The organism is Streptomyces sp. SBT349, assembly GCF_001083795.1.
Lineage (GTDB): Bacteria > Actinomycetota > Actinomycetes > Streptomycetales > Streptomycetaceae > Streptomyces.
The window spans coordinates 1-20574 of the sequence record NZ_LAVK01000118.1 but is presented as its reverse complement, the minus strand read 5'-3'; the positions used below and the strand labels follow the sequence as shown (position 1 = coordinate 20574).

The following is a 20574-nucleotide window of genomic DNA, read 5'->3' as shown; positions in this document are numbered from 1 at the left end:
GGGGGGTGGGGGGCGGGCGCGCCCGGCCGTGCGCCCGCCCCCCCCCCCGCCCCGGCCCTCGTTCCGCAGGGCCAGTCCGCGCCGAAGAGCCGTCGCGGCGGGTGGCAGGTTGTCCTGGCGGCCGTCGCCACGTGCGCGGTGCTCGCCGGGGTGGTCATCGGCGCCATGACGCTGACCGACGGCGGGGACTCGGGCGGCGACGGCGCGGCCGGGGAGCCGTCTCAGACGCCCACCGAGCCGGACACCACCGGGGGCCAGGAGGACGAGGAGGAGCCGGTGGCCGAGACGCCCTCGTCCGAACCGCCGGCCGATCCGGAACCGGTCGTCTATGAGGGCATCTCCCTCCCCGACGCCCACACCATCTCGCTCTACATGGATCCGCCGGCCCCGGTGCGCTCGGAGATCGGCCCCTCCTACGAGGGCGACCTCGGGTACTACGGCGCGAGCATCTCCAACCTCGACCGCCTGGTGGTGACCAGCGACGGCAACAACCTGGCGCTCCTGCGGGCGAACGAGCCCGGCTCGCTGGACACCTGCCGCTCGGTGACCCGCTACACCGACGTGCTCGAGGACGAGGAGGCGCCGCCCGGCTCGGAGATCTGCCTGACCACCGCCACCGGGGACATCGCCCTGGTCACCATCCGCGAGTACGCGCCGACCGATTCCTCCAGCCAGTACGTCACCATCGACCTCACCGTCTGGCGCGGCGCCGCGCAGCCCGGCTGAGCGCGGCATCGTCACGCCTGGAGCCGGCAGCCGGTCCCGCCATGCGGCGGCGCAGGGCGAGGGAGACGTAGACCAGGGCGACCAGGACGGGCACCTCGATGAGGGGTCCGACGACGCCGGCGAGGGCCTGGCCCGAGGTGACGCCGAAGGTGCCGATGGCCACGGCGATGGCGAGTTCGAAGTTGTTGCCCGCGGCGGTGAACGCCAGGGTGGCGGTGCGGTCGTAGGGCAGGCCGATCGCCCGGCCCAGGGCGTAGGAGCCGAACCACATCACCGCGAAGTAGACCAGCAGCGGCAGTGCGATCCTCGCCACGTCGAAGGGTCGCTCGGTGATGGTCTCGCCCTGGAGGGCGAACAGGACGGCGATGGTGAACAGCAGCCCGTACAGCGCCCATGGCCCGATCCGGGGGAGGAACGCGTTCTCGTAGCGCTCGCGGCCCAGCCGCCGTTCGCCCAGGCGGCGGGTGAGGAAGGCGGCCAGCAGCGGAACGCCCAGGAACACGACGACGCTCGAAGCGATCTCCCAGGCGGAGATGTCGAGGTTCTCGCCCTCGCCCAGGCCCAGCCGGCCGGGCAGCAGGTCGAGGTAGAACCAGCCGAGCAGGCCGAAGGCCAGGACCTGGAAGACCGAGTTGAGCGCCACCAGCACGGCGGCGGCCTCGCGGTCGCCGCGGGCCAGATCGTTCCAGATGACCACCATGGCGATGCAGCGGGCCAGCCCGACGATGATCAGCCCGGTGCGGTACTCCGGCAGATCGGCGAGGAAGATCCACGCCAGGGCGAACATCACCGCGGGGCCCAGGACCCAGTTGATGATCAGGGACGCGGCCATCAGGCGGCGGTCGCCGGTGACCGTGCGCAGGCCGGCGGCGTCGTAGCGGACCTTGGCCAGCACCGGGTACATCATGACCAGCAGGCCGACCGCGATGGGCAGCGAGATGCCCCCGACCTCCACCTCGGCCAGCGCGTCGTCCAGGCCGGTGACGGCCCGCCCCAGGCCGAGCCCCACGGCCATCGCGACGATGATCCACACCGGCAGGAAGCGGTCGAGCGTGGACAGCTTCGCGACGATCCCGGCGTCGTCCCCCGGCGGCGCGGCCCGCTCGGCGGTGGTCACGGGCAGGACCGCTTCACGTCGGCGGCGGCGGTGGCGCGGGCGGTGGCGGCGAGCTCGGTGAACCGCCCGGCCAGTTGGGCGATGACCTCGGGCCTGAGGCGGTAGTAGGTGTACCGGCCGCACGGCTCGGTCTCCACCACCCCCGCCTCGCGCAGGATCCGCAGGTGGTTGGAGAGGTTGGTCTGCCTGGCGCCGGTCTCCTCCACCAGGTGCGTGGTGCACAGCGTCTCGCGGGCGAGGAGGGTGACGATCCGGATGCGGAGCGGGTCGGCCAGCGCCCGGATGAGTTCAGTGTCGACTGACATCAGCATGGGCTGATACTTTCACATCGGTCCTGACTGATGCCATGGGGACTGAACCGTGGAGCCGCCGCACGGCCCCGCGCCACCTGTTCGATCACATCCCGTTCGATCACCTCCCGAAGGATGAACCGATGTCCTCCACCCTGCCCCGGCCCGACGGCGGGGAGATACCCCCAGCCGCCTCGGTGCTGTTCGTGTGCGTCCACAACGCCGGGCGTTCCCAGATGGCCGCCGGTTTCCTCACCCACCTGGCGGGCGACCGCGTCGAGGTCCGCTCCGCGGGCTCCCTCCCCGCCGAGCAGATCAACCCCGCGGCCGTCGAGGCCATGAAGGAGGCGGGCATCGACATCTCCGGCCGGCAGCCGAAGGTCCTCACCGCCGAGGCGGTCCAGGCATCCGACTACGTCATCACCATGGGCTGCGGCGACGCCTGCCCCATCGTCCCCGGCAAGAACTACCTCGACTGGGACCTCGAAGACCCCGCGGGCCAAGGCATCGAGGCGGTCCGGCCGATACGCGACGAGATCAAGACCCGCATCGAGCGGCTCATCAACGAGATCGACGCGAAGGGCGGAGCCTGATCCCCACGAGCAGCGCCCGCGCCGCACGCAGCCGTCGGGGAGCGCCCCGGGGGTGCGACCGGCTCGCGGGTGTTCCCCCTCGCCCATGGGGCGTCGCGGTTCCGCTACCGCGCCCCTCGTGCGAGTGGCGTCGCGCGTCACCCGGCCGGGGAATGGCCAAGGTCGGCACATTTTCCCCCGGAAGGACACGTCGTGAAGAAGAGGATGTCCGCCATCGCCGTGGCGTTGTTCGTCGCCATCGTCCCAGGGGCCGCGGCCCCTGCCGCGGCCGCTGCCGAGCCGCGGCAGGACAGGCCGCTGCCCGGTACGTACTGCGGCGCATGGCGCGAAGCGCAAGGCCGGCTCACGTCGGTCGAGGTGCGCCCGTGCCTGGACGTCCAACCGGACGGGTGGGCCTACGTGCAGATCGAGAACAGGAACAACACCTGGCTGGACGGCGACGTATGGCGGCCGGCGAGTCGCACCTACCCCGCGCACTGGACCGTCGACGGCCGGGTGGAGAAAGGGCTGACCACGGTGATGTTCTTCGAGATCCCGCGCGTCAGCCAGCCGCGTGACAACGGGAAGGCCACCGCCCAGCAATCCGCCCCGGTGACCTGCGGGCCCCACACCGTCGAGTACCACTTCCACCAGAACGGTCCGGGTTACTACGATCCGGATCTCGACATCGATCTCCCCAAGGTGACGGTCCCCATCGCGATCCCTTGCTCGGGTGCGGCCCCTCGGTGACCGGCGCGCCCGCGCCGCCCACCCGGACAGGGCGATATCGGCGGCACGGATCCCGGTGGCCTCGCAGCCGGGACGAGCCGCCGGGACACGCGACGCCGGGACACGCGAAGGGCGCGGGATCTCACAGGGATGCCGCCCGGCGCAGGAGAGCGGCGGCGCGGCGGTGGTCGGCGTGGGGACGCGGGACCTGCCGCATGGTGGTCAGGGAGGTGACGGCGCGGGCTGAGCGCAGTCGGAGCCGTGTCTCGGCGAGCCGGGCCGTGGTCAGGGCCCGGGCCCGCCGGGCTCCGGGTCGCGGTCGTGGAGAGAGGCGTTCAGGGCCGACGTTGCCCTGGTGGTCGTGGACCCGCTCGACGAGCAGCCGCCCGCTGCCGGGCGCCGTGCCTCGACCCGCGTCCTGTCCGTTGGCGCGGGAGCGATGATGTGGCCATGGCGTTGTCGACGGAGTTCACGGAGTTGTTGGGCGTGCGGCACCCGATCGTGCTGGCGCCCATGGGCGGTTCGGCCGGAGGCGCACTGGTCGGGGCCGTCTCCCGGGCGGGCGGCCTCGGGCTGCTGGGCGGTGCGTACGGGGACCGGGCGTGGCTGGAGCGAGAGCTGCCGATCGCCGCGGAGGGCACCGATCAGCCCTGGGGCGTGGGGTTCTTGACCTGGGCGATCGATGCCGGCGCGGTGGAGCGGGCGCTGGAGTTCAATCCCGCGGCGGTGATGTTGTCCTTCGGTGACCCGAGCCCGTTCGCCGATCGGATCCGCCGGTCGGACGCGGCTTTGATCGTCCAGGTCACCGGTGTGGACGAGGCCGAGCAGGCCGTGGACGTCGGCGCCGACGTCATCGTGGCGCAGGGAACCGAGAGCGGCGGCCACGGCGCTCGCCGCGGGCGGTCCACGCTGCCGTTCGTACCACTCGTGGTGGACCTGGCGGCACCGATACCGGTCCTGGCGGCCGGCGGGATCGCCGACGGCCGCGGCGTCGCCGCGGCCCTGGCCCTGGGTGCCGCCGGAGCCCTCATCGGCACCCGCTTCCAGGCCACGGCCGAAGCCCTGGTCGACCCCTCCGTCAGCAAGGCCCTGATCGAAGGACGCGGACAGGACACCGAACGCAGCAGCGTGTTGGACATCGCGCGCGGCGCGAGCTGGCCGACCGAGACGTACACCGCCCGTACGCTCGCCCATCCCTTTCTCGACCGGTGGCGCGGTCGGGAGGCCGAGTTGGCCGGCGATTCCCGAGCCCGTCAGGATTACCAGGACGACGTGGCACGAGGGGCGATTCCACCCCTGCCGGTCTGGGCGGGCGAGGCCGTCGACCTCATCACCGATCTGCCGTCCGCGGCCGACCTCGTCACCACGCTGGCCACCGAAGCCGAGGATGCGCTGACCTGGGCCGGAAGGCTCCGGCCGAAGGATGACCCCCGAGCCGGCAGCTGATCCCGTCATCCCGCCGAGCCGGCATACGTGGGGAATTCCCGACCTCGCTCACATGCGGCGCGAGCCGGGCGTCACGTCGGCGGCGGGGTGAGTCTGGCGGCCACGGCGTCGAGGACCCAGTCCAGGCCGGTCGCGAAGGATTCCTCGGCGTCCACGTCCGTGCCGTCGTACACGGCCTTGCTCAGCGCCGGGAAGCGGCCCGTGGCCAGCATTCTCGTCACATGCGGGCCGGAGGCGCGCTGCCAGTCGCGCTCGGACAGGCCGGTGGCGCGCTCGGCCCGCAGGTTCGCGACCTCGCGCCTGATCGCGCCGGTGACGTAGGCACTGACCGTCTCCACGGCGCGCATGACGGTGTCGATGTCGGCGAGGCCGTCGAGCGCGGCCAGCGTGGCCTCGGCCACGGCGAGGCCGTTCGGGCCCAGGGTCGGACGGCCGCCGAGCAGGTCGGCCAGCCATTCGTGCCGGAGAGCGGCCTGCCTGGTGCGGTGGGCGAGGAGGCGCAGCGCCTCCCGCCAGTCACCGGGCCGCTCCTCGGGGAGGATCTCGGCCTGGACCTCGTCCACCATGAGGTCGAACAGTTCCTCCTTGGTGGAGATGTATCCGTACAGCCGCATCGGGCCGGCGTCCAGCCGGGCGGCGACCTTGCGCAACGACACCGCCTCCAGACCGCCCTCGTCGGCCAGCGCGATGGCGGCGGCGACGATCCGCTCCCGGTCGAGCGGCACGGGGCGAGTCGGCGGCTCCGGCCGGTCCCACACAGTCATGGTCACACCGTACTGTTGCGAGGCACTGTCTCGCCGCAATACGGTGTATCGATATGAGACACCGCATCGCCGTGGTCGGGAGCGGCCCCGCCGGCCTCACCTTCGCCCGCGTCCTGCACCGCCATGATCACGCGGTCGCCGTTTTCGAACGCGATCCCGCCCCCGACGCCCGCCCGCCGGGCGGCACGCTGGACCTGCACGAAGGGCTGGGCCAGCTCGCGCTGGACAAGGCGGGGCTGCTGGCGGAGTTCCGGGCGCTGTCTCGTCCCGAGGGGCAGGCCATGCGCATCCTGGACCCGGACGGGACCGTCCTGCGCGACTGGCGACCCCGTGCGGATGACCGGGCCAATCCCGAGATCGACCGCGGGCAGCTCCGTGACCTGCTGCTCGGCCCCCTCGACGTCCGGTGGGGGCGCGGCGTGACGCGGGTGGTGCCGGGGGCCGGGGACGGCGTGCTGGTCCATTGCGCGGACGGGCGGCGGGAGACGTTCGACCTCGTGGTCGGCGCGGACGGCGCCTGGTCCCGGGTCCGCCCGGCAGTCTCGTCGGTGACGCCGCACTACACCGGGGTCACGTTGGTCGAGACCTCCCTGGACGACGTCGACACCCGCCACCCCGAGCTCGCCCGGTTGATCGGCGACGGTTCCGTGGCCGTGTACGGCGTGAACCGGGCTCTCGTCGCCCAGCGCACCAGCGGCGGCCACGCCAAGGTGTACGCCCAGTTCCGCGCGCCGCTGGACTGGCACGCGCGCCTGGACCCGGCCGACGCGGAGGCCGTGCGAGCGAGCCTGCTGGCCCTGTTCGACGGCTGGGCCGCTCCCGTCCTCGACCTCCTCCGCCACGGCGCCGCCTTCGTCCACCGCCCCCTCCACGTCCTGCCCGTGTCGCACACCTGGGCCCACGTTCTCGGGGTGACGCTCCTGGGCGACGCCGCCCATCTGATGCCCCCGCTGGGGGCGGGCGCGAACCTCGCGATGCTGGAGGGCGCCGAACTCGCCGAGTCCATCGCCGCCGGCCCCGGAGATCTGGACGAGGCCGTCCGCGCCTTCGAGGAACGGATGTGGGCACGGGCCGGCAGGTGGGCGGAGATCACGACGACCGGTCTGGAACGCCTCGTGAGCCCGGACCCCGCCGAGGCCCTCGCCCTCTTCGACCACGTCCAGCCATCCTGACCGCCCGGCGCGGGAGCACCGGCACCACAGTGGGGGGTGAGCTCACGTGGCCGGCCCCGCCTGATGGGCCAGCAGAGCCGCCTGGACCCTGCTCGACGTGCCCGTCTTGTCCAGGATCGCGCCGACGTGGGTTTTCACCGTGCCCACGCCGATGCCCAGGTGGCGGGCGATGTCGCCGTTGGAGAGGCCCTGGCCGAGCATGGCGAGGACCTCGCGTTCGCGGTGGGTGAGCGAGGTGAGGCGGGGGTCCGAGGCGGACGGCGCCGCGGGGGGCGCGCCGGTGAGCATGCGGCGGATGACCGTGCCCGTGACGCCGGGGGAGAGGACCGCGTCGCCGGCGGCCGCGGCTCGGACCGCGCTGATCAGTTCCTGGGGGCCTTCGTCCTTGAGCAGGAAGCCGGTCGCACCGTCGCGCAGGGCGCGTAGGACGTTCTGGTCGTCGCCGAAGGTCGTGAGCATGACGACCTGGGGCGCTGGGTCGAGGGCGACCAGGCGCGGGACCGCCGCGAGGCCGTCGAGAACCGGCATGCGGATGTCCAGCAGGGCCACATCCGGATGGTGCTCGGCGGCCAGGGCGACCGCCTGTTCGCCGTTCACCGCCTCCGCGACCACCTCGATGCCCTCGGCATGGCTGAGGATCAGCTGGACGCCGCGGCGGATCATCTCCTCGTCGTCGGCGAGCAGCACGCGTACGGGAGGAGCTTCCTGATGGTGACCGGTCATCATGGGGTCCCCCCGGTCGGGTCCGTGGGCGAGGCCGGGGCCGAGGGTTCGACGACCATCGGCACCGAGAAGGTGTCGATCCCGATGAGGGTGTCGTCCGGGCCGAAGCAGTAGCGCGCGATCCCGAAGCGTCCCCGTGCGGCGTGCGCGTCCCCGTCGTCGGCGAGGGCGTAGAGGCAGCTGGTCGCGTCGGCGGGCCGGGCCGGTTCGCGGTCCGCGGCGGCGGCGCGCACCACGTCGTCGTCGTAGGCCAGTTCCTGGACCCGGGACTTGGGCGTGCCCAGGTGGATCGCCTCTGGCTCGCCGTACTCCGGCCGCGGCCGGGCCTGCTCCACGAGGATCACGCCGAGCATCATCGTGACGGCGACGCCCGCGAGCCCGAGCAGCGCGGTGATGACGCTGCCGAGACGGTGCTGGATGCCGGAGAGTGCCGTGGAGCCGCCGCCGGGTCCGCTGTCGGGCGCCGAGCGGCGGCCCGCTGGATCGGGGACGGCGGGCATCACCGCGTCCACCCGGAAGCCGCCCTCCGGGCGCGGGCCCGCGTCGAGGCGTCCGCCGAGCAGTTCGACGCGCTCGCGCAGACCGGTCAGGCCGCGGCCGGTCCCGGAGGCCGGCTCGGCGGAGGGCTCGGCGGAGGGCGGGGCGGGGGCCTCGTTGCGTACGCCGACACGGACCTCGCCGGGCGTGTGCGTGACCGCGACCGTGACGGCCGCCCCGGTGGCGTACGTGTGGACGTTGGTCAGCGATTCGCGGACGACCCGGTGCACCGCGCGGCGCACCTGCGCCTCGCGCGTATCGAGATCGGGGCCGTCCCAGTCGAGCGCGACGGGCAGCCCGGCGCCGGCCGACTCCGCGACGAGCGCCGTGATGTCCGCGCGGGTGCCGGTCGCGTCCGTGAGCGCTTCCGTGCCGGTGTCACGGCTGAACGGGCCGAGCACGCCGAGGACTTGGCGCAGTTCGTACATCGCGTCGCGGGTGGCCCGGCGGGCCTGGGCCGCGCTCTCCTGGAGCTTCGGGTCCTGGTCGCGCAGCGCCAACTCCAGACCGCCGGTGTGCAGCGAGATCAGGCTGAGGCGGTGGCCGACCAGGTCGTGCATCTCGGCGGCGATCCGGGTGCGTTCCTCGCTGCGGCCCGCGTCGTCCGCGAGCCGCCGGGCCTCCTCGGCCGCCGCGGTCCGCTCCCGCAGCGCCGTGACCAGGCGGTCCTGCTGCCCGGCCGAGATCCCGACGAGGCCGGGCACGACGACGGTGGTGGCGGCGAGGACCAGGCCGAGCGCGGCGCCGTATCCGGTGCCGTACCCGCCGGGCAGCGTGGAGGGCGTGACCGCGGCCGAGACGGCGGTGGTCAGCGCGGTCGCGCCGAGCAGCAGCAGGACGCGGCGGCGCGGATCGGTCAGCTGCCGCGTGACGGTGTACGAGGTGACGGCGGCGACCAGACCGTGGAACGGGATGGCGCCCAGCAGGACCGCGAGGCCGAGCAGCGCGGTCGCGGGGAAGCGGCGGCGGATCACCAGGAGCGCGAGGGCGAGCAGGGTGAGGGGGATCAGATAGCGGTGCGGCAGTTGGTGCCGCAGGCCCGTCATCGCCCAGAACGTGAGCAGGAAGAGGACGCCGCCGCCCGTCGCCTCGGCGACCGCACGCCACAGACGGCGGCCGTTCTCGCCGGGCCCGGCGAACAGGCGGGTGAGGCTGGCGGGATGGGGCGGCATGGTGTCCAGTATCGGGCGGTACGGGCGCCGATTCCGTGCACCCTGCGGGCGATCCTGGAGGCGCCGGCCTCTGCCCAAAGGCAGAGACGGGCCCGTGCCCGGCAGCAGGCAGAAGGCCCCGCTCCCCGAGCGGCCCCAGCGCGAGGCGAATCGGGACCTGCTGATCAGCACGAGCGCCGCCCCGGCGGATCGTCGCGTCCGCGAGCCCCCCTGCCCGTACCCGGCGCGCCTCGCCCCGGGCCACGGAGCCGCCGGTCCCCTCCGTTCCGGCGGTCCCGGCGTCCTCCCGGAGGACGAGCGGACGGCCCGTCCCCGACCTTCGGCAGAGCCGTGAAGCACGCCCTCAGAGCGATGATCCGGGCAGGTCAGCGGGCCGACGATGGACGGCAGCCGCCACCCGTCCCCGGCGGCCGCCACCCGTCCCCGGTTCAGGAGCCCTTCATGTCGTACGCAGCCGTCCACGCCCCCGCGGTCGCCGCGGCGGCACGTGCCACGGGCCTGACCAGGGTGTACGGCGCCGGGGAGACCCGGGTCGTCGCGCTGGACTCCGTGGACGTCGAGTTCGGGCGCGGGCGCTTCACCGCGATCATGGGCCCGTCCGGCTCCGGCAAGTCGACGCTGATGCACTGCATGGCCGGGCTCGACGCGATCACCTCGGGTTCGGCGCGGATCGGCGAGGTGGAGCTGACGGCCCTGAAGGACCGGGAGCTGACCCGGCTCAGGCGGGAGGCGGTGGGCTTCGTCTTCCAGGCGTTCAATCTGCTGCCCACGCTCACCGCGTACGAGAACATCACGCTGCCGATGGCCATCGCGGGCCGGACCCCCGACCGGGCGTGGGTCGACCGGATCGTGCACACCCTCGGGCTCGCCGACCGGCTCACCCACCGGCCCGTCCAGCTGTCCGGCGGGCAGCAGCAGCGCGTCGCCGTGGCACGGGCGCTCGCCGGGCGGCCGGAGATCATCTTCGCGGACGAGCCGACGGGCAACCTCGACTCCCGTAGCGGCGCCGAGATCCTCGGCTTCCTGCGGGAGTCGGTGCACGGCCTGGAGCAGACGGTCGTGATGGTCACCCACGACCCGGTCGCCGCCTCGTACGCGGACCGGGTGGTCTTCCTCGCCGACGGCCGGATCGTCGACGAGCTGCACGCGCCGAGCGCGGACGCGGTGCTCGACCGGATACGGCGGTCCGAGGGGCGGGCGCGGACCAGCTGAGCCGTACGACCACGCGCCGCCCCCCTCGTCCACCCATAGGACCGTGAGGAACCCCCTCCATGCTGCGAACAGCCCTGCGCAACGTCCTCGCGCACACAGCCCGCCTGGTCATGACCGCGCTCGCCGTGCTGCTCGGTGTCGCATTCGTCTCCGGCACGCTCGTCTTCGGCGACACCGTCGCGAGCGCCTTCCGCGGCGCCTACAGCGAGAGCCTCGACGGCGTCGCGGTGTCCGTGAGCGCCGAGCACCGGTCCGGTGACCCGCTCCCCGAGTCCGGCGAGCGCGCGACCGTCCTCGACGACGCGCTCGCCGAGCGGATCGCGCGGGTGCCCGGCGTCGCGTCCGTGCGGCCGACGGTGAACGGGCACGCGACGCTCGCCGCCGAGGACGGCGAGCCGGTGGGCGCCGACGCCAACGGGCAGAACCTGGCGGTCAATCACGCCCCCGGCGGGGACGGCGAGGACCCGCGCTATCCGCTGGTGCGCGGCCGTGGCCCGGGCGCCTCGAACGAGATCGCGCTCGCGGCCGACACCGCCGAGAGGGCCGGATACGAGATCGGCGACCCGGTGCGGTTCGCGACCGACGGGCCCGCCCTGACGAAGGAGCTGGTCGGCCTGGTCTCGACCGACGACCCGCGGGTCACGGCGGGCGGCACGCTCGCCCTGTTCGACACCGCGACGGCACAGCGGCTGTTCGTCTCGCCCGGGTACTACGACGAGATCGTGGTCGCCGCCGAGCCCGGTACGGATCAGGAGCGACTGACCGGCGCGGTGGGCGAGGTGCTGCCCGAGGAGGGCGCCTCGGCGACCAGCGGGAGGGAACTCGCCACCCGGCAGACGCGGATGCTCGACCAGATGAGCGGATCGCTCACCAAGGCGCTGCTCGTGTTCGCGGGGATCGCGCTGTTCGTGGGCGCGTTCATCATCGCCAACACCTTCACCATGCTGATCGCCCAGCGCTCGAAGGAGATCGCCCTGCTGCGGGCGGTCGGCGCCTCGCGCAGGCAGGTCGTACGGTCCGTGCTCGCCGAGGCCGCGCTGCTCGGACTCGGCGCCTCGGCCGCCGGTTTCGTCCTCGGCCTCGGGATCGCGGCGGCCCTGCCCGCGCTGCTCGACGCGGGCGGTGCGAGGCTGCCCGACGGCCCCCTGGTGATCTCGCCCAAGGCGCTGCTCGCCTCGCTGACCGTCGGCGTCGTGGTCACCGTGCTCGCCGCCTGGCTGCCCGCGCGCAAGGCCGCGCGGATCGCGCCCGTCGAGGTGATGAGCACGATCGACACCCCGCCGCCCGCCCGCGGCCTGGTGACCCGCAACCTGCTCGGCGGCGTCCTCGCCGGCCTCGGCCTGTTGATCATGGGGTACCTGGCCGCGGGCGAGCTCCTGATCGCGCTGTTCGGGGCCGGGCTCTTCCTGGTCGGACTGATCGTGCTCGCGCCGCTGCTCTCGCGGCCCGTGGTCGGGCTCGCGGGCCGGCTGACCGAGCGGTTCTTCGGGGTGATCGGCAAGCTCGCCAAGGAGAACGCCCTGCGCAACCCCCGGCGTACGGCGGCCACCGCCTCGGCGCTGATGATCGGACTCTGCCTGATCACCGGTCTGACGGTCGCCGCCCAGTCGGCGCGGCAGGCCGTGATCGGCGAGGTCACCAAGGGGCTCGCCGCCGACTACCGCGTCTCCGACTCCGCGTACAACGGCATCGAAGCCGACGCCGCCGAACGCCTCGCCGCGGTCCCCGGCGTCAGCGTCGCCACACCACTGGCCTCGGCGACGCTCGGCGGACCGGGCGGGTCCGACACGGTGACCGGCGCCGACCCGGCGGCGTTCGGCAGGGTCAGCGACCTGCGCTTCACCTCCGGCGCGCTCGCGGACCTCGGGCCCGGACGGGTCGCCGTCTCGGACACGTACGCCGAGGAGCACGGGCTCACGCTCGGCTCCACCGTCGAGCGGCGGCTCGGCGCCTCGTACGACGGGGAGGGCGGCGAGCCGGTCACGCTGGAGGTCGTCGGGGTCTACGAGCACAACCAGATCGTCTCCGGCCTGCTCGCCGGCATCGGCCAGGTCCTGCCGCACGCCGACGGCGAGAAGCTGGACTCCGTCCTGGTGAAGGCCGAGCCCGGCGCGGGCGGGCTCGACGGGAAGCTGCGCGAGGCGCTCGGCGACAGCCCGCTCCTGAAGGTGCAGGACAAGGAGCAGATCGTCGCCCAGGAGGTCGGCGGCGTGAACACCGTCCTCACCATGATGTACGGGCTGCTCGGGATGTCCGTCCTGATCGCGGTGCTCGGCGTCGTGAACACCCTGGCCATGTCGGTCTTCGAACGCACCCGGGAGATCGGCATGCTGCGCGCGATCGGCCTCGACCGAGCGGGCGTCAAGCAGATGGTCCGACTTGAGTCGGTGGTCATCTGCCTGTTCGGCGCGGTGCTGGGCACCGGCTCCGGCGCCTTCCTGGCGTGGCTCAACAGCGGGCTCGCGGGCGGCACCCTCGCCTCGTACGAGACGGTCCTGCCGTGGGGCAGGATCGGGCTGTTCCTCGTGCTGGCCCTGGTGGTCGGGGTGCTCGCGGCGATCTGGCCGGCGCGCAGGGCCGCGCGGCTGAACATGCTGGAGGCGATCAACGCGCCCTAGCGGAGCGGGAGTCACCGCCCGCCGGGCGCCCGCCCTGTAGTGTCGCCGGACGTCCGGGGAGGGAGCCCCGGCGCGAGCGGGTCGGAGAGCGCATGACCACCACACACGACGTCAAGCGCGAGCTCAAGGCGTGTTACGCGCCCAAGAACACCGACTGGGAGCTCGTCGACATCCCCGAGCTCCACTTCCTCGCCATCGACGGGCAGGGCGACCCGAACACCAGCGCCGCGTACCGCCGCGCGGTCGAGGCGCTCTACGCGGTCGCCTATACCGTCAAGTTCGCGAGCAAGGGCGACCTCGGCAAGGACTTCGTCGTGGGCCCGCTGGAGGGACTCTGGTGGGCGGACGACATGGACGACTTTCTCGCCAGGCTCAAGGACACCTGGCGGTGGAGACTGCTCATCAACGTCCCCGGCTGGATCACCGGCGACATGATCGTGGACGCCCGGCAGACCGCCCTGACCAGGAAGAGGCTTCCGGCCATCGCGGACATCCGGCCGGAGACGCTGCACGAGGGCACCAGCGCCCAGGTCCTCCACATCGGCCCGTACGACGACGAGACACCGATCCTGACCAGGCTGCACCACGCGTACCTCCCCGCCAACAACCTGCGGGAGACGGGTCACCACCACGAGATCTACCTCAGCGACCCGCGGAGGACCGGCCCCGCCAAGCTCAGGACGATCCTGCGGCAGCCCGTGGAGGCGCGCGATCCGGTTGGGTGACGGCGGACGGCGGACGGCGGCGGTCCCGGGAGGGGGTACGGCGACGTCGCCCGAGCCGGGCGGCCGGTCAGGTCCGCCCCGGCGGATAGGCGTCCTCGGACTGGGGATCCCAGATGACCAGGCGGAACTCCGCCGCCAGCCCCTCGATCAGCTGGAGCGCCGCGTCGCCGCGCGACGAGAAGCTCAGGTGCATGATCACGTGGTCGATGCCGACCGCCAGCGGCGTCGACATCCACGGCGACTCCGCGTCGAAGGGCGGGCGGTCCGGGAAGCGTGCGCGCAGCCGCTCGTAGAACGCGACCACCCGCTCGTCCAGCTCACCCTCCTCGTGATCGCCGGACGCGCACCGCTCGAACATCGCGCGGGCCGCCGCGGCGTCGGCCGACTCGTCCATCGCAAGAACCGCAAGACCGAGGCTCACGGGATCATCTTCCACCCCACCCCACCCCACCGCACCGGAGCGACCGGCGGGGCGGCGTGGGGGTCTCCTACAGTGGGTCCTCGTGCTCTACGGCAGATCCGCGGAAGTCAGCGCGCTCGACGAGGTGATCGCGCGGGCTCGCGACGGCTCCGGCGGCGCGGTGGTGTTGCGGGGCGAGGCGGGCGCGGGCAAGACCACCCTGCTCGACGCGGCGGCCGGGCGAGGCGGCGCGATGCGTGTGCTGCGGACCACCGGCGTCGAGGCCGAGTCCGGCCTCGCGTTCGCGGCGCTGCACCAGGTGCTCCGGCCGGTGACCGGCTCGCTCGACGCGCTGCCCGAACCGCAGCGCGACGCCGTGCGCGCGGCCCTGGGGCTCGCCGCGGGCCGTCCCGGCGATCGGTACCTGCTGGGCGCCGGTGTGCTCTCGCTGCTGGCCGAAGCCGCCGCGCCGGACGGGCTGATCTGCGTGGTCGACGACGTCCAGTGGGTCGACCGGGCCTCGGCCGACGCGCTGCTGTTCGCCGCCCGGCGGCTGGGGACGGAACGGATCGCGATGGTGTTCGCCGTGCGCGAGGACGCTCCGGCCCTGGGCGTGCCGCTGACGGTGGACGTGCGTGGCCTGCCCGGAGCCGCGGCGGTCGAGATGCTGGCGGACCGCTGGGGCGTGCCGCCCGGTGTGGCGCGGGAACTCGCCACGCTGACCCGCGCCAACCCGCTCGCCCTGGGCGAGATCGCCGCCCGCCTGACGCCCGCGCAGCTCGCCGGACGCGCACCGCTGCCCGACCCGCTGCCGGGTGGCGCCCGGCTGTTCGGCGATCGGGTGGCCGCGTTGTCCGCCTCCGCCCGCCTGCTCGCCCTGGTCGCCGCCGTCGAGGCCGACCTCGGCCAAATCCTGCGCGCCGCCGGCCGGTTGTCCGCCGAGCGAACGGTCCGGCCCGGGGGGAACGCGGGGGCGTGGAACGGGCGGACGGCGCTGGCCGAGCTGGAGGAGTCCGGGCTGGCCGAAATCTCGGGCGTGCGCGTGCGCTTCCGCCATCCGCTCGTCCGCTCGGCGGTGTACGAGGCGGCCACCCCCGCCGACATCCGCCGGGTGCATGCCGTGCTGGCGGAGCCCGCCGGCGGTGACCGCCGGGCCTGGCACCTGGCCGGAGCCGCCCTGGGCCAGGACGAGCGGGTCGCCGCCGTGCTGGTGGCCGCCGCGGAGCGGGCGCGCGACCGCGGCGGGTACGGCACCGCGGCCACCGCCCTGGCCAGGGCCGCCGAGCTGACCCCCGAGCCGCACGTCCGTGCCGCCCGCCTGAAGGACGCCGCCGTCGCGGCCTGGCTCGGCGGCCGCCCGGGGCAGGCGGAGTCGCTGCTGGCCGAGGCCCGCGACCGGGCCGGTGCGGACGCCGGTCTGGCCATGGAGATCGCCCAGCTCCGGGGCCGGTTCGAGCTGAACTCCGGCAACGCCGCCGAGGCCGTGCGGATCCTGGCGGCGGGCGACAGCCTGGGCATGCTGGCCGATGCCGCGGAGGCCGCCTCGTACGTGGGCGACACGGTGGCCATCGTCGAGCTCGGACGGAGGGCGGCGGCGCACCCCGAGGGGTTCCTGCGGGACACCGTGGCCGGGATCGGCCTGACGCTGGACGGCGACGCCGCCGGGCCGGGCCTGTTGCGGCGGGCGCTGGCGCGGACGGGCGAGCTGAGGGACGCGGCGGAGTACCTGTGGGCGGCGGCCGCGGCCAGCCACCTGGGCGAGCCGGATCTGGCGACCGAGATGGCCGACCGGGCCGGACGGGTGGCCAGGGTGTCGGGGATGACCGGACAGCTGCCCGTCGTGCTGGAGTTCGTGGCGACGGCCGAGCGCCTGGCGGGGCGGCTGGACAGCAGCCGGGCCGTCTCCGAGGAGGGCCTGGAACTGGCCCGCGAGGCCGGCTACGAGAACACGGTGGCCGCGTACGCGCTGGCGCTGCTCGACCTGTGCCTGGGACGTTACGCGTCGGCGCACGGCCGTTTCACCGCCATCGCCGCGGCGGGACCGGGCGCCGGGCATCCCACCGTGGTGTGGCGGACGGCGCCGGATCGCGTGGAGGCCGCCGTGGGCGCGGGCGACGGCGCGGGCGCGCGGGCGGCGCTGGAGGCGTACGAGCGGTCGTCGGCGCACGCCGCGACGCCCGAGTCGCGCGCCCTGCTGGCCCGCTGCCGGGGCCTGGCGAAGGCGTCCGAGGACGCCTTCGGCGAAGCGCTGCGGCTGCACACCAACCCGTTCGAGGCGGCCAGGACGGCTCTGCTGCTGGGTGAGCGCCTGCGCCGCGCGCAGCGGCCCGGCGAGGCGCGGGCGCATCTGCGGACGGCCTGGGAGACGTTCGAGCGGGCGGGCGCGCGGCCGTGGGCGCGGCGCGCGCGGGATGAGCTGCGCGCGGCGGGCGAGAGCGGGCGGGCCCCGCTCCCGGCCGTGCTCGACGCCCTCACCCCGCAGGAGCTGCGCATCGCGGGCCTGGTCGCCGACGGGTTGTCGAGCAAGCGGATCGCCGCCCGGCTCTTCGTGAGCCCGCGCACGGTCGAGTACCACCTGTACAAGATCTATCCGAAGCTGGGCATCGGCTCCCGCACGGAACTGGCGCGACTGGTGGTTCTACGGAAGGCGCCCGTAGCGGGAGAGGACATGCTCTGAGGCATGCGTGATGTGAGTATCTGGAGTGAGGAGTTCGGCGCGGTGACGGATGCGCCGATCCTGTTGATCATGGGGTCGATGTCGCAGGGCGTCCTGTGGCCGGACGAGTTCGTCGGCCGTCTCGTCGCCGGGGGCCGCCGGGTGATCCGGTACGACCACCGGGACACCGGCAGGTCGGGCACGGTCGATTTCGCGGCGGACCCGTACACGTGGGACGACATCAAGGACGACGTGTACCGCGTGATGGACGCCCACGGCCTGGAGAGCGCGCACCTGGTCGGCCACTCGGCGGGCGGGCTGCTGGGCCAGTTCGTCGCGGTGGAGCGGCCGGAACGGGTGCGTTCGCTGACCGTCATCGGCTCCTCACCGCTCGGCGGCGGCGAAGGCCGGGTGATCATGCGGGCTCTGATGGGGCAGCCGCAGCCCGAGGGCAGCCTGCCCGAGCCGGTGCCGGAGTTCGTGGCCTTCTACCGCGTGCTGATGGCGGCCCCACCGCCGGAGGACCGGCGCGCCCGGATCGATGGCATGATCGCCGAGCAGCGCGTGCTGCACGGCTCCGGGCTGCCGTTCGACGAGGACGCGGCGCGCCGGTTGCAGGAACGGATCCACGACCGGGCGCGCGACCTGTCGGCGGTGGTCAACCACCGGCTGGCCGCGGTGGCCACGCCGGACTTCGAGCCGGTGGGCGTGCTGCACCGGGTGACGGCGCCCACGCTGGTGATCGAGGGCAGCCACGAGCCGGTCAAGCCGGGCCATGGCGCGATCATCGCCGAGCGGATCCCGGGGGCGCGGCTGATGATCGTGGCGGGCATGGGCCACACGCTGCCGCCGGAGGTACGCGAGGAGGTGGCCGCGGCCACCCTGGCGCATACGGCCGGGTGACGTGTCGCGGGCAGCGGCCGTCAGAGCGCTCCTGACCGCACGGCCTCGTACGCCTGCTGCAACCGCTCGGAAGCACTGGGGCGCTTCGGGTTCTCGCGGGCGACGCCGAGGTGGATCTCGCGGAGTTCGTCCATGAGTTCACTCACGAGGTCCGGCGACCCCTCCGCGAGGAGGCGGGCGCGCACCGCGAGCTCCGGGGTCGTGGGCCGGTGCTCCACCCCCCACGCGCCGAGGGCGACCATCACGGGGAGGGTCTGGATGCCGGCTTCGGTGAGGGTGTAGGTCGCTCTGTGGCCACGCGTGGCATCGTCGCGGCCGAGCAGGCCCGTCTCGACGAGTTTGCGCAGGCGGCTGGCGAGGATGTTGGACGCGATGCCCTCGTCGTTCCGGGTCAGCAGCTCGCGGAAGTGGCGACGTCCTCCGAAGATCACGTCGCGGAGCACGATCAGGGTCCACGGGTCTCCCAGGACCTCGACCGCGGCGTTGATCGCACAACCCGAACGCGGCCCCTCGCGCATCGCGTCCCTCCTGCCTGATTGCACGCGCAACTCCTGCATTGTAGGGTCAACCAGTTGCAGATCGCAATCACTCAGTGGAGGTGGATCGCATGACCAAGGCCCGAGTGCACAATTTCCATGTCTCCCTCGACGGCTACAGCGCGGGCGAGACGATCACGTTCGACGCGCCCATCGGGGGCGCCGAGAGGCTCTTCGGGCGCTTCGACGGGCGGGTCATCCACGGCGTGGACGCCGTGGACGACCCGATCACCCTCGATCGCGCCCTCACGAGCACCTGGGGTCAGGGCATCGGGGCCGAGATCATGGGCCGGGGCAAGTTCGGTCCCCAGACCGGCGAGTGGACCGACGACGGCTGGCGAGGCTGGTGGGGCGACGCGCCTCCCTTCCGCACGCCCGTGGTGGTGCTCACCCACCATCGGCGGGACCCCCTCCACTTCGACAACGGGACGAGCTTCCACTTCCTCGACGCCACGCCCGAGGACGCGCTCGCCTACGCCCGGGACCTCGCCGACGGCCGGGACGTTCGCATCGGCGGTGGCGCCTCCACCGTCCGGCAGTTCCTGGCGGCCGACCTCATCGACTTCATGCACCTGGTCACCGTGCCCATCACCCTCGGCACCGGGGTCTCGATGTGGGACGGGCTGGGCGAAGTCCAGGACCGCTTCACCATCGAGTCGGCGAGCTCGGCAAGCGGCCTGACGCACCACTTCTGGAACCGAGTCCTCACCGGCTGAGGCCGTGTCCTGGTCGCCGCCGGCGCACGCCCTCAGCGGCCGGTGGAGCCGTCGATCCGCTCGCGGAGGATGCCGGCGTGGCCCGCGTGCCGGCCCGCGCGGCGCGAGGTCCGGGCCTCAGCCCGCCGTTCCCCATTGCTGGTTCGTCGCGTCGGAGCACTGGCCGATCACGGCCACCGTGATCCCCGGGATGGCGGCCAGGCACTGCCCCGTGACGAGGTTCCGGAACTGCCGCGCGCCCTCCGGCCCGGTGCCGACCCACAGCGAGGCCGGCTCCACGTGCGGCGGTTCGCCGCACGGGCCCATGACGGCGACCCCCTCGCCTCCGTCCGACAGGCACTGCCCGGTGGCGACGTTCCGCAACCGCTGCGCGATCGCCGGGCCGCTCACGTCCCACTGCTGCCGCGTGCTCCCGGCGGCGCACTCGTCCACCGCGGCGATGTCCTGGCCCTCGTCCGAGAGGCACCCTTGCGTTCCGAGGTTCTTCAACGTCCTTGTCACCAGCACGGAGGCATCCTGCGAGACGGCCACCGACGGGCAGGCGTGCCCACTCGACAGCGCCACTCCGGCCACCACGATCAGAACGCGGGACAACACGCGCACCGGCCACCTCCCCGATCTCCCGCCGACGACGTCCGGCTCCCGGATCGCGGAGCCGAATCGTCCGATCGCAGGAGACTTACCCGGGTATGCCACCCCGAGCCCTCCCGTCCCCGCGGCTCATCCGATCGAGTGACCGGCAGGGCCACCCCGCGCTTTCCGGACGGGACCCGTCCCCGGGGACCCGCGCTACACCTGGGGCACCGAGACAAGAGGAGCAACGCGTCGTGAAATCACTCTCCTTAGGCGGTGCCGCCCTGGCGGTGCTGCTGTTCCTGGGAAGCGGCCCGGCCCAGGCCGCCGCCCCCTCACCGCACCACGGAGGGGGCTCGTCGCAGGGCGGCACCCTGTCCCTGGAGACGCTGCCGGATTCCGGAGCGGAGGCCGCCCAGGACATCGCGTGCGACTGGTTGGTCGACCTGTACGTGGAGTGGTGGTGGGACACGGCGTACACCCTGACCTCGGTCGGCGCCGAGGCCGACGGCGAGGTCGAATGCGACGAGGACATCTACGGCATCGAGTCGGAGCTGTACGTGCGCCATGACGCCACGCGCATCTCCGTCGACTCGCACGCCTGCGTCTCGGACGACGGGGACGAGTGCGCCACCTCGACCACGGCCGCGACGCACACCTGCGCGGCGGGAACCTCGTGCGCGGGGGAGTGGACCTCGGGCCTCGAACTCCGCCTCCAGCTGGACGGCGACTCATGGGACGCCGACAGCTTCCCCGACTACTGCTCCGTCCAGGGTGCCGACGACGAGGTCGCCCGCTGCTACCTCGAAGTGGATCCCCCGGTCTCCGTACCGCCCACCTTCCCGCCCGCCGCGGCGCCATCGCCGACGTCCTAGTACTGCAACCGCATCTGGGGGTTGTGGCCTCGGCGTTTGTAGTGGGAGGTGCGGGCTCGGGCCTGGCTGCGTCTGCGGAAGCGTGACCAGTGGAGATGGTGCTCGTTGGTGT

At 73.5% G+C, this 20574-nt stretch carries 19 protein-coding genes and 1 pseudogene; 12 read left to right on the top strand and 8 right to left on the bottom strand.

From position 1 onward, the window contains the following. A pseudogene (locus tag ADY01_RS16540) lies at nt 1-726 on the top strand (hypothetical protein); the annotation flags it as partial. Here the strand turns inward: ADY01_RS16540 and arsB are convergent. Both arsB and ADY01_RS16530 read right to left on the bottom strand, forming a co-directional pair. After that, nucleotides 692-1849, bottom strand: a complete 1158-nt coding sequence (gene arsB, locus ADY01_RS16535) for an ACR3 family arsenite efflux transporter (protein ID WP_420715717.1) — start codon at nt 1847-1849, stop codon at nt 692-694. The pseudogene ADY01_RS16540 and the gene arsB sit on opposite strands and share 35 nt — an antisense overlap. Beyond that, nucleotides 1840-2154 (bottom strand): ArsR/SmtB family transcription factor, encoded by a 315-nt coding sequence (locus ADY01_RS16530; RefSeq protein WP_049573304.1) that lies wholly within the window; start codon nt 2152-2154, stop codon nt 1840-1842. The genes arsB and ADY01_RS16530 overlap by 10 nt, the downstream gene beginning before the upstream one ends. Nucleotides 2155-2276: 122 nt before the next feature. Here ADY01_RS16530 and ADY01_RS16525 point away from each other — a divergent pair, with 122 nt between their 5' ends. The 3 genes from ADY01_RS16525 to ADY01_RS16515 all read left to right on the top strand — a co-directional run bounded on the left by ADY01_RS16525 (nt 2277) and on the right by ADY01_RS16515 (nt 4880). Next, entirely contained in the window at nt 2277-2726 is a 450-nt protein-coding gene (locus tag ADY01_RS16525) for an arsenate reductase ArsC (protein ID WP_049573302.1), read from the top strand. 204 nt (nt 2727-2930) lie between these two features. Next, the gene (locus ADY01_RS16520; protein WP_159001241.1) at nt 2931-3455 is read left to right on the top strand and encodes a hypothetical protein; all 525 of its coding nucleotides are present in this window, start codon (nt 2931-2933) and stop codon (nt 3453-3455) included. A gap of 429 nt (nt 3456-3884) precedes the next feature. After that, on the top strand, nt 3885-4880 hold the full coding sequence (locus ADY01_RS16515) for an NAD(P)H-dependent flavin oxidoreductase (protein WP_049573295.1): 996 nt from the start codon (nt 3885-3887) through the stop codon (nt 4878-4880). Between the two features lie 71 nt (nt 4881-4951). On the opposite strand, the gene ADY01_RS16510 is transcribed toward ADY01_RS16515, so the two are convergent. Continuing rightward, nucleotides 4952-5644 (bottom strand): TetR/AcrR family transcriptional regulator, encoded by a 693-nt coding sequence (locus ADY01_RS16510; protein ID WP_049573294.1) that lies wholly within the window; start codon nt 5642-5644, stop codon nt 4952-4954. A 53-nt stretch (nt 5645-5697) separates the two neighbouring features. On the opposite strand from ADY01_RS16510, the gene ADY01_RS16505 reads away from it, so the two are divergent. Further along, the gene (locus tag ADY01_RS16505) at nt 5698-6816 is read left to right on the top strand and encodes an FAD-dependent oxidoreductase (RefSeq protein WP_049573292.1); all 1119 of its coding nucleotides are present in this window, start codon (nt 5698-5700) and stop codon (nt 6814-6816) included. A 42-nt stretch (nt 6817-6858) separates the two neighbouring features. On the opposite strand, the gene ADY01_RS16500 is transcribed toward ADY01_RS16505, so the two are convergent. Together ADY01_RS16500 and ADY01_RS16495 are read right to left on the bottom strand one after the other, a co-directional pair. After that, the gene (locus ADY01_RS16500) at nt 6859-7539 is read right to left on the bottom strand and encodes a response regulator (protein WP_049573289.1); all 681 of its coding nucleotides are present in this window, start codon (nt 7537-7539) and stop codon (nt 6859-6861) included. Beyond that, complete coding sequence (locus ADY01_RS16495) at nt 7539-9248, bottom strand: sensor histidine kinase (RefSeq protein WP_049573286.1); 1710 nt, start codon at nt 9246-9248, stop codon at nt 7539-7541. Before ADY01_RS16495 ends, ADY01_RS16500 begins: the two co-directional genes overlap by 1 nt. 441 nt (nt 9249-9689) lie before the next feature. On the opposite strand from ADY01_RS16495, the gene ADY01_RS16490 reads away from it, so the two are divergent. From ADY01_RS16490 to ADY01_RS16480, 3 genes are all read left to right on the top strand, one after another. Then, nucleotides 9690-10460 carry an ABC transporter ATP-binding protein gene (locus tag ADY01_RS16490; protein WP_049573281.1) on the top strand — a complete coding sequence of 257 codons (771 nt, stop codon included), beginning with the start codon at nt 9690-9692 and terminating at the stop codon, nt 10458-10460. 59 nt (nt 10461-10519) lie between these two features. Next, nucleotides 10520-13078 (top strand): ABC transporter permease, encoded by a 2559-nt coding sequence (locus ADY01_RS16485; RefSeq protein ID WP_049573278.1) that lies wholly within the window; start codon nt 10520-10522, stop codon nt 13076-13078. 92 nt (nt 13079-13170) lie between these two features. Next, nucleotides 13171-13803, top strand: coding sequence for a GyrI-like domain-containing protein (locus ADY01_RS16480; RefSeq protein ID WP_049573273.1), 633 nt, complete (start codon nt 13171-13173; stop codon nt 13801-13803). Nucleotides 13804-13870: 67 nt separating this feature from the next. Here the strand turns inward: ADY01_RS16480 and ADY01_RS16475 are convergent, their stop codons facing one another. After that, complete coding sequence (locus tag ADY01_RS16475) at nt 13871-14224, bottom strand: hypothetical protein (protein WP_199826249.1); 354 nt, start codon at nt 14222-14224, stop codon at nt 13871-13873. Between the two features lie 82 nt (nt 14225-14306). On the opposite strand from ADY01_RS16475, the gene ADY01_RS16470 reads away from it, so the two are divergent. Then, nucleotides 14307-16880, top strand: a complete 2574-nt coding sequence (locus ADY01_RS16470; RefSeq protein WP_049573268.1) for a helix-turn-helix transcriptional regulator — start codon at nt 14307-14309, stop codon at nt 16878-16880. Between the two features lie 3 nt (nt 16881-16883). Next, nucleotides 16884-17762 (top strand): alpha/beta hydrolase, encoded by an 879-nt coding sequence (locus ADY01_RS16465; protein ID WP_049573263.1) that lies wholly within the window; start codon nt 16884-16886, stop codon nt 17760-17762. Nucleotides 17763-17782: 20 nt separating this feature from the next. On the opposite strand, the gene ADY01_RS16460 is transcribed toward ADY01_RS16465, so the two are convergent. Next, entirely contained in the window at nt 17783-18280 is a 498-nt protein-coding gene (locus ADY01_RS16460) for a winged helix-turn-helix transcriptional regulator (RefSeq protein WP_049573257.1), read from the bottom strand. Nucleotides 18281-18369: 89 nt separating this feature from the next. Between ADY01_RS16460 and ADY01_RS16455 the strand changes: the two genes are divergently transcribed. Further along, a complete protein-coding gene (locus ADY01_RS16455) occupies nt 18370-19014 on the top strand; it encodes a dihydrofolate reductase family protein (RefSeq protein WP_049573254.1) in 645 nt (214 codons plus the stop codon). A gap of 117 nt (nt 19015-19131) precedes the next feature. Here the strand turns inward: ADY01_RS16455 and ADY01_RS38190 are convergent, their stop codons facing one another. Then, entirely contained in the window at nt 19132-19617 is a 486-nt protein-coding gene (locus ADY01_RS38190; RefSeq protein WP_049573251.1) for an RICIN domain-containing protein, read from the bottom strand. Nucleotides 19618-19841: 224 nt separating this feature from the next. On the opposite strand from ADY01_RS38190, the gene ADY01_RS16445 reads away from it, so the two are divergent. Beyond that, nucleotides 19842-20462, top strand: coding sequence for a hypothetical protein (locus ADY01_RS16445; protein WP_159001239.1), 621 nt, complete (start codon nt 19842-19844; stop codon nt 20460-20462). Nucleotides 20463-20574: the final 112 nt, after the last annotated feature.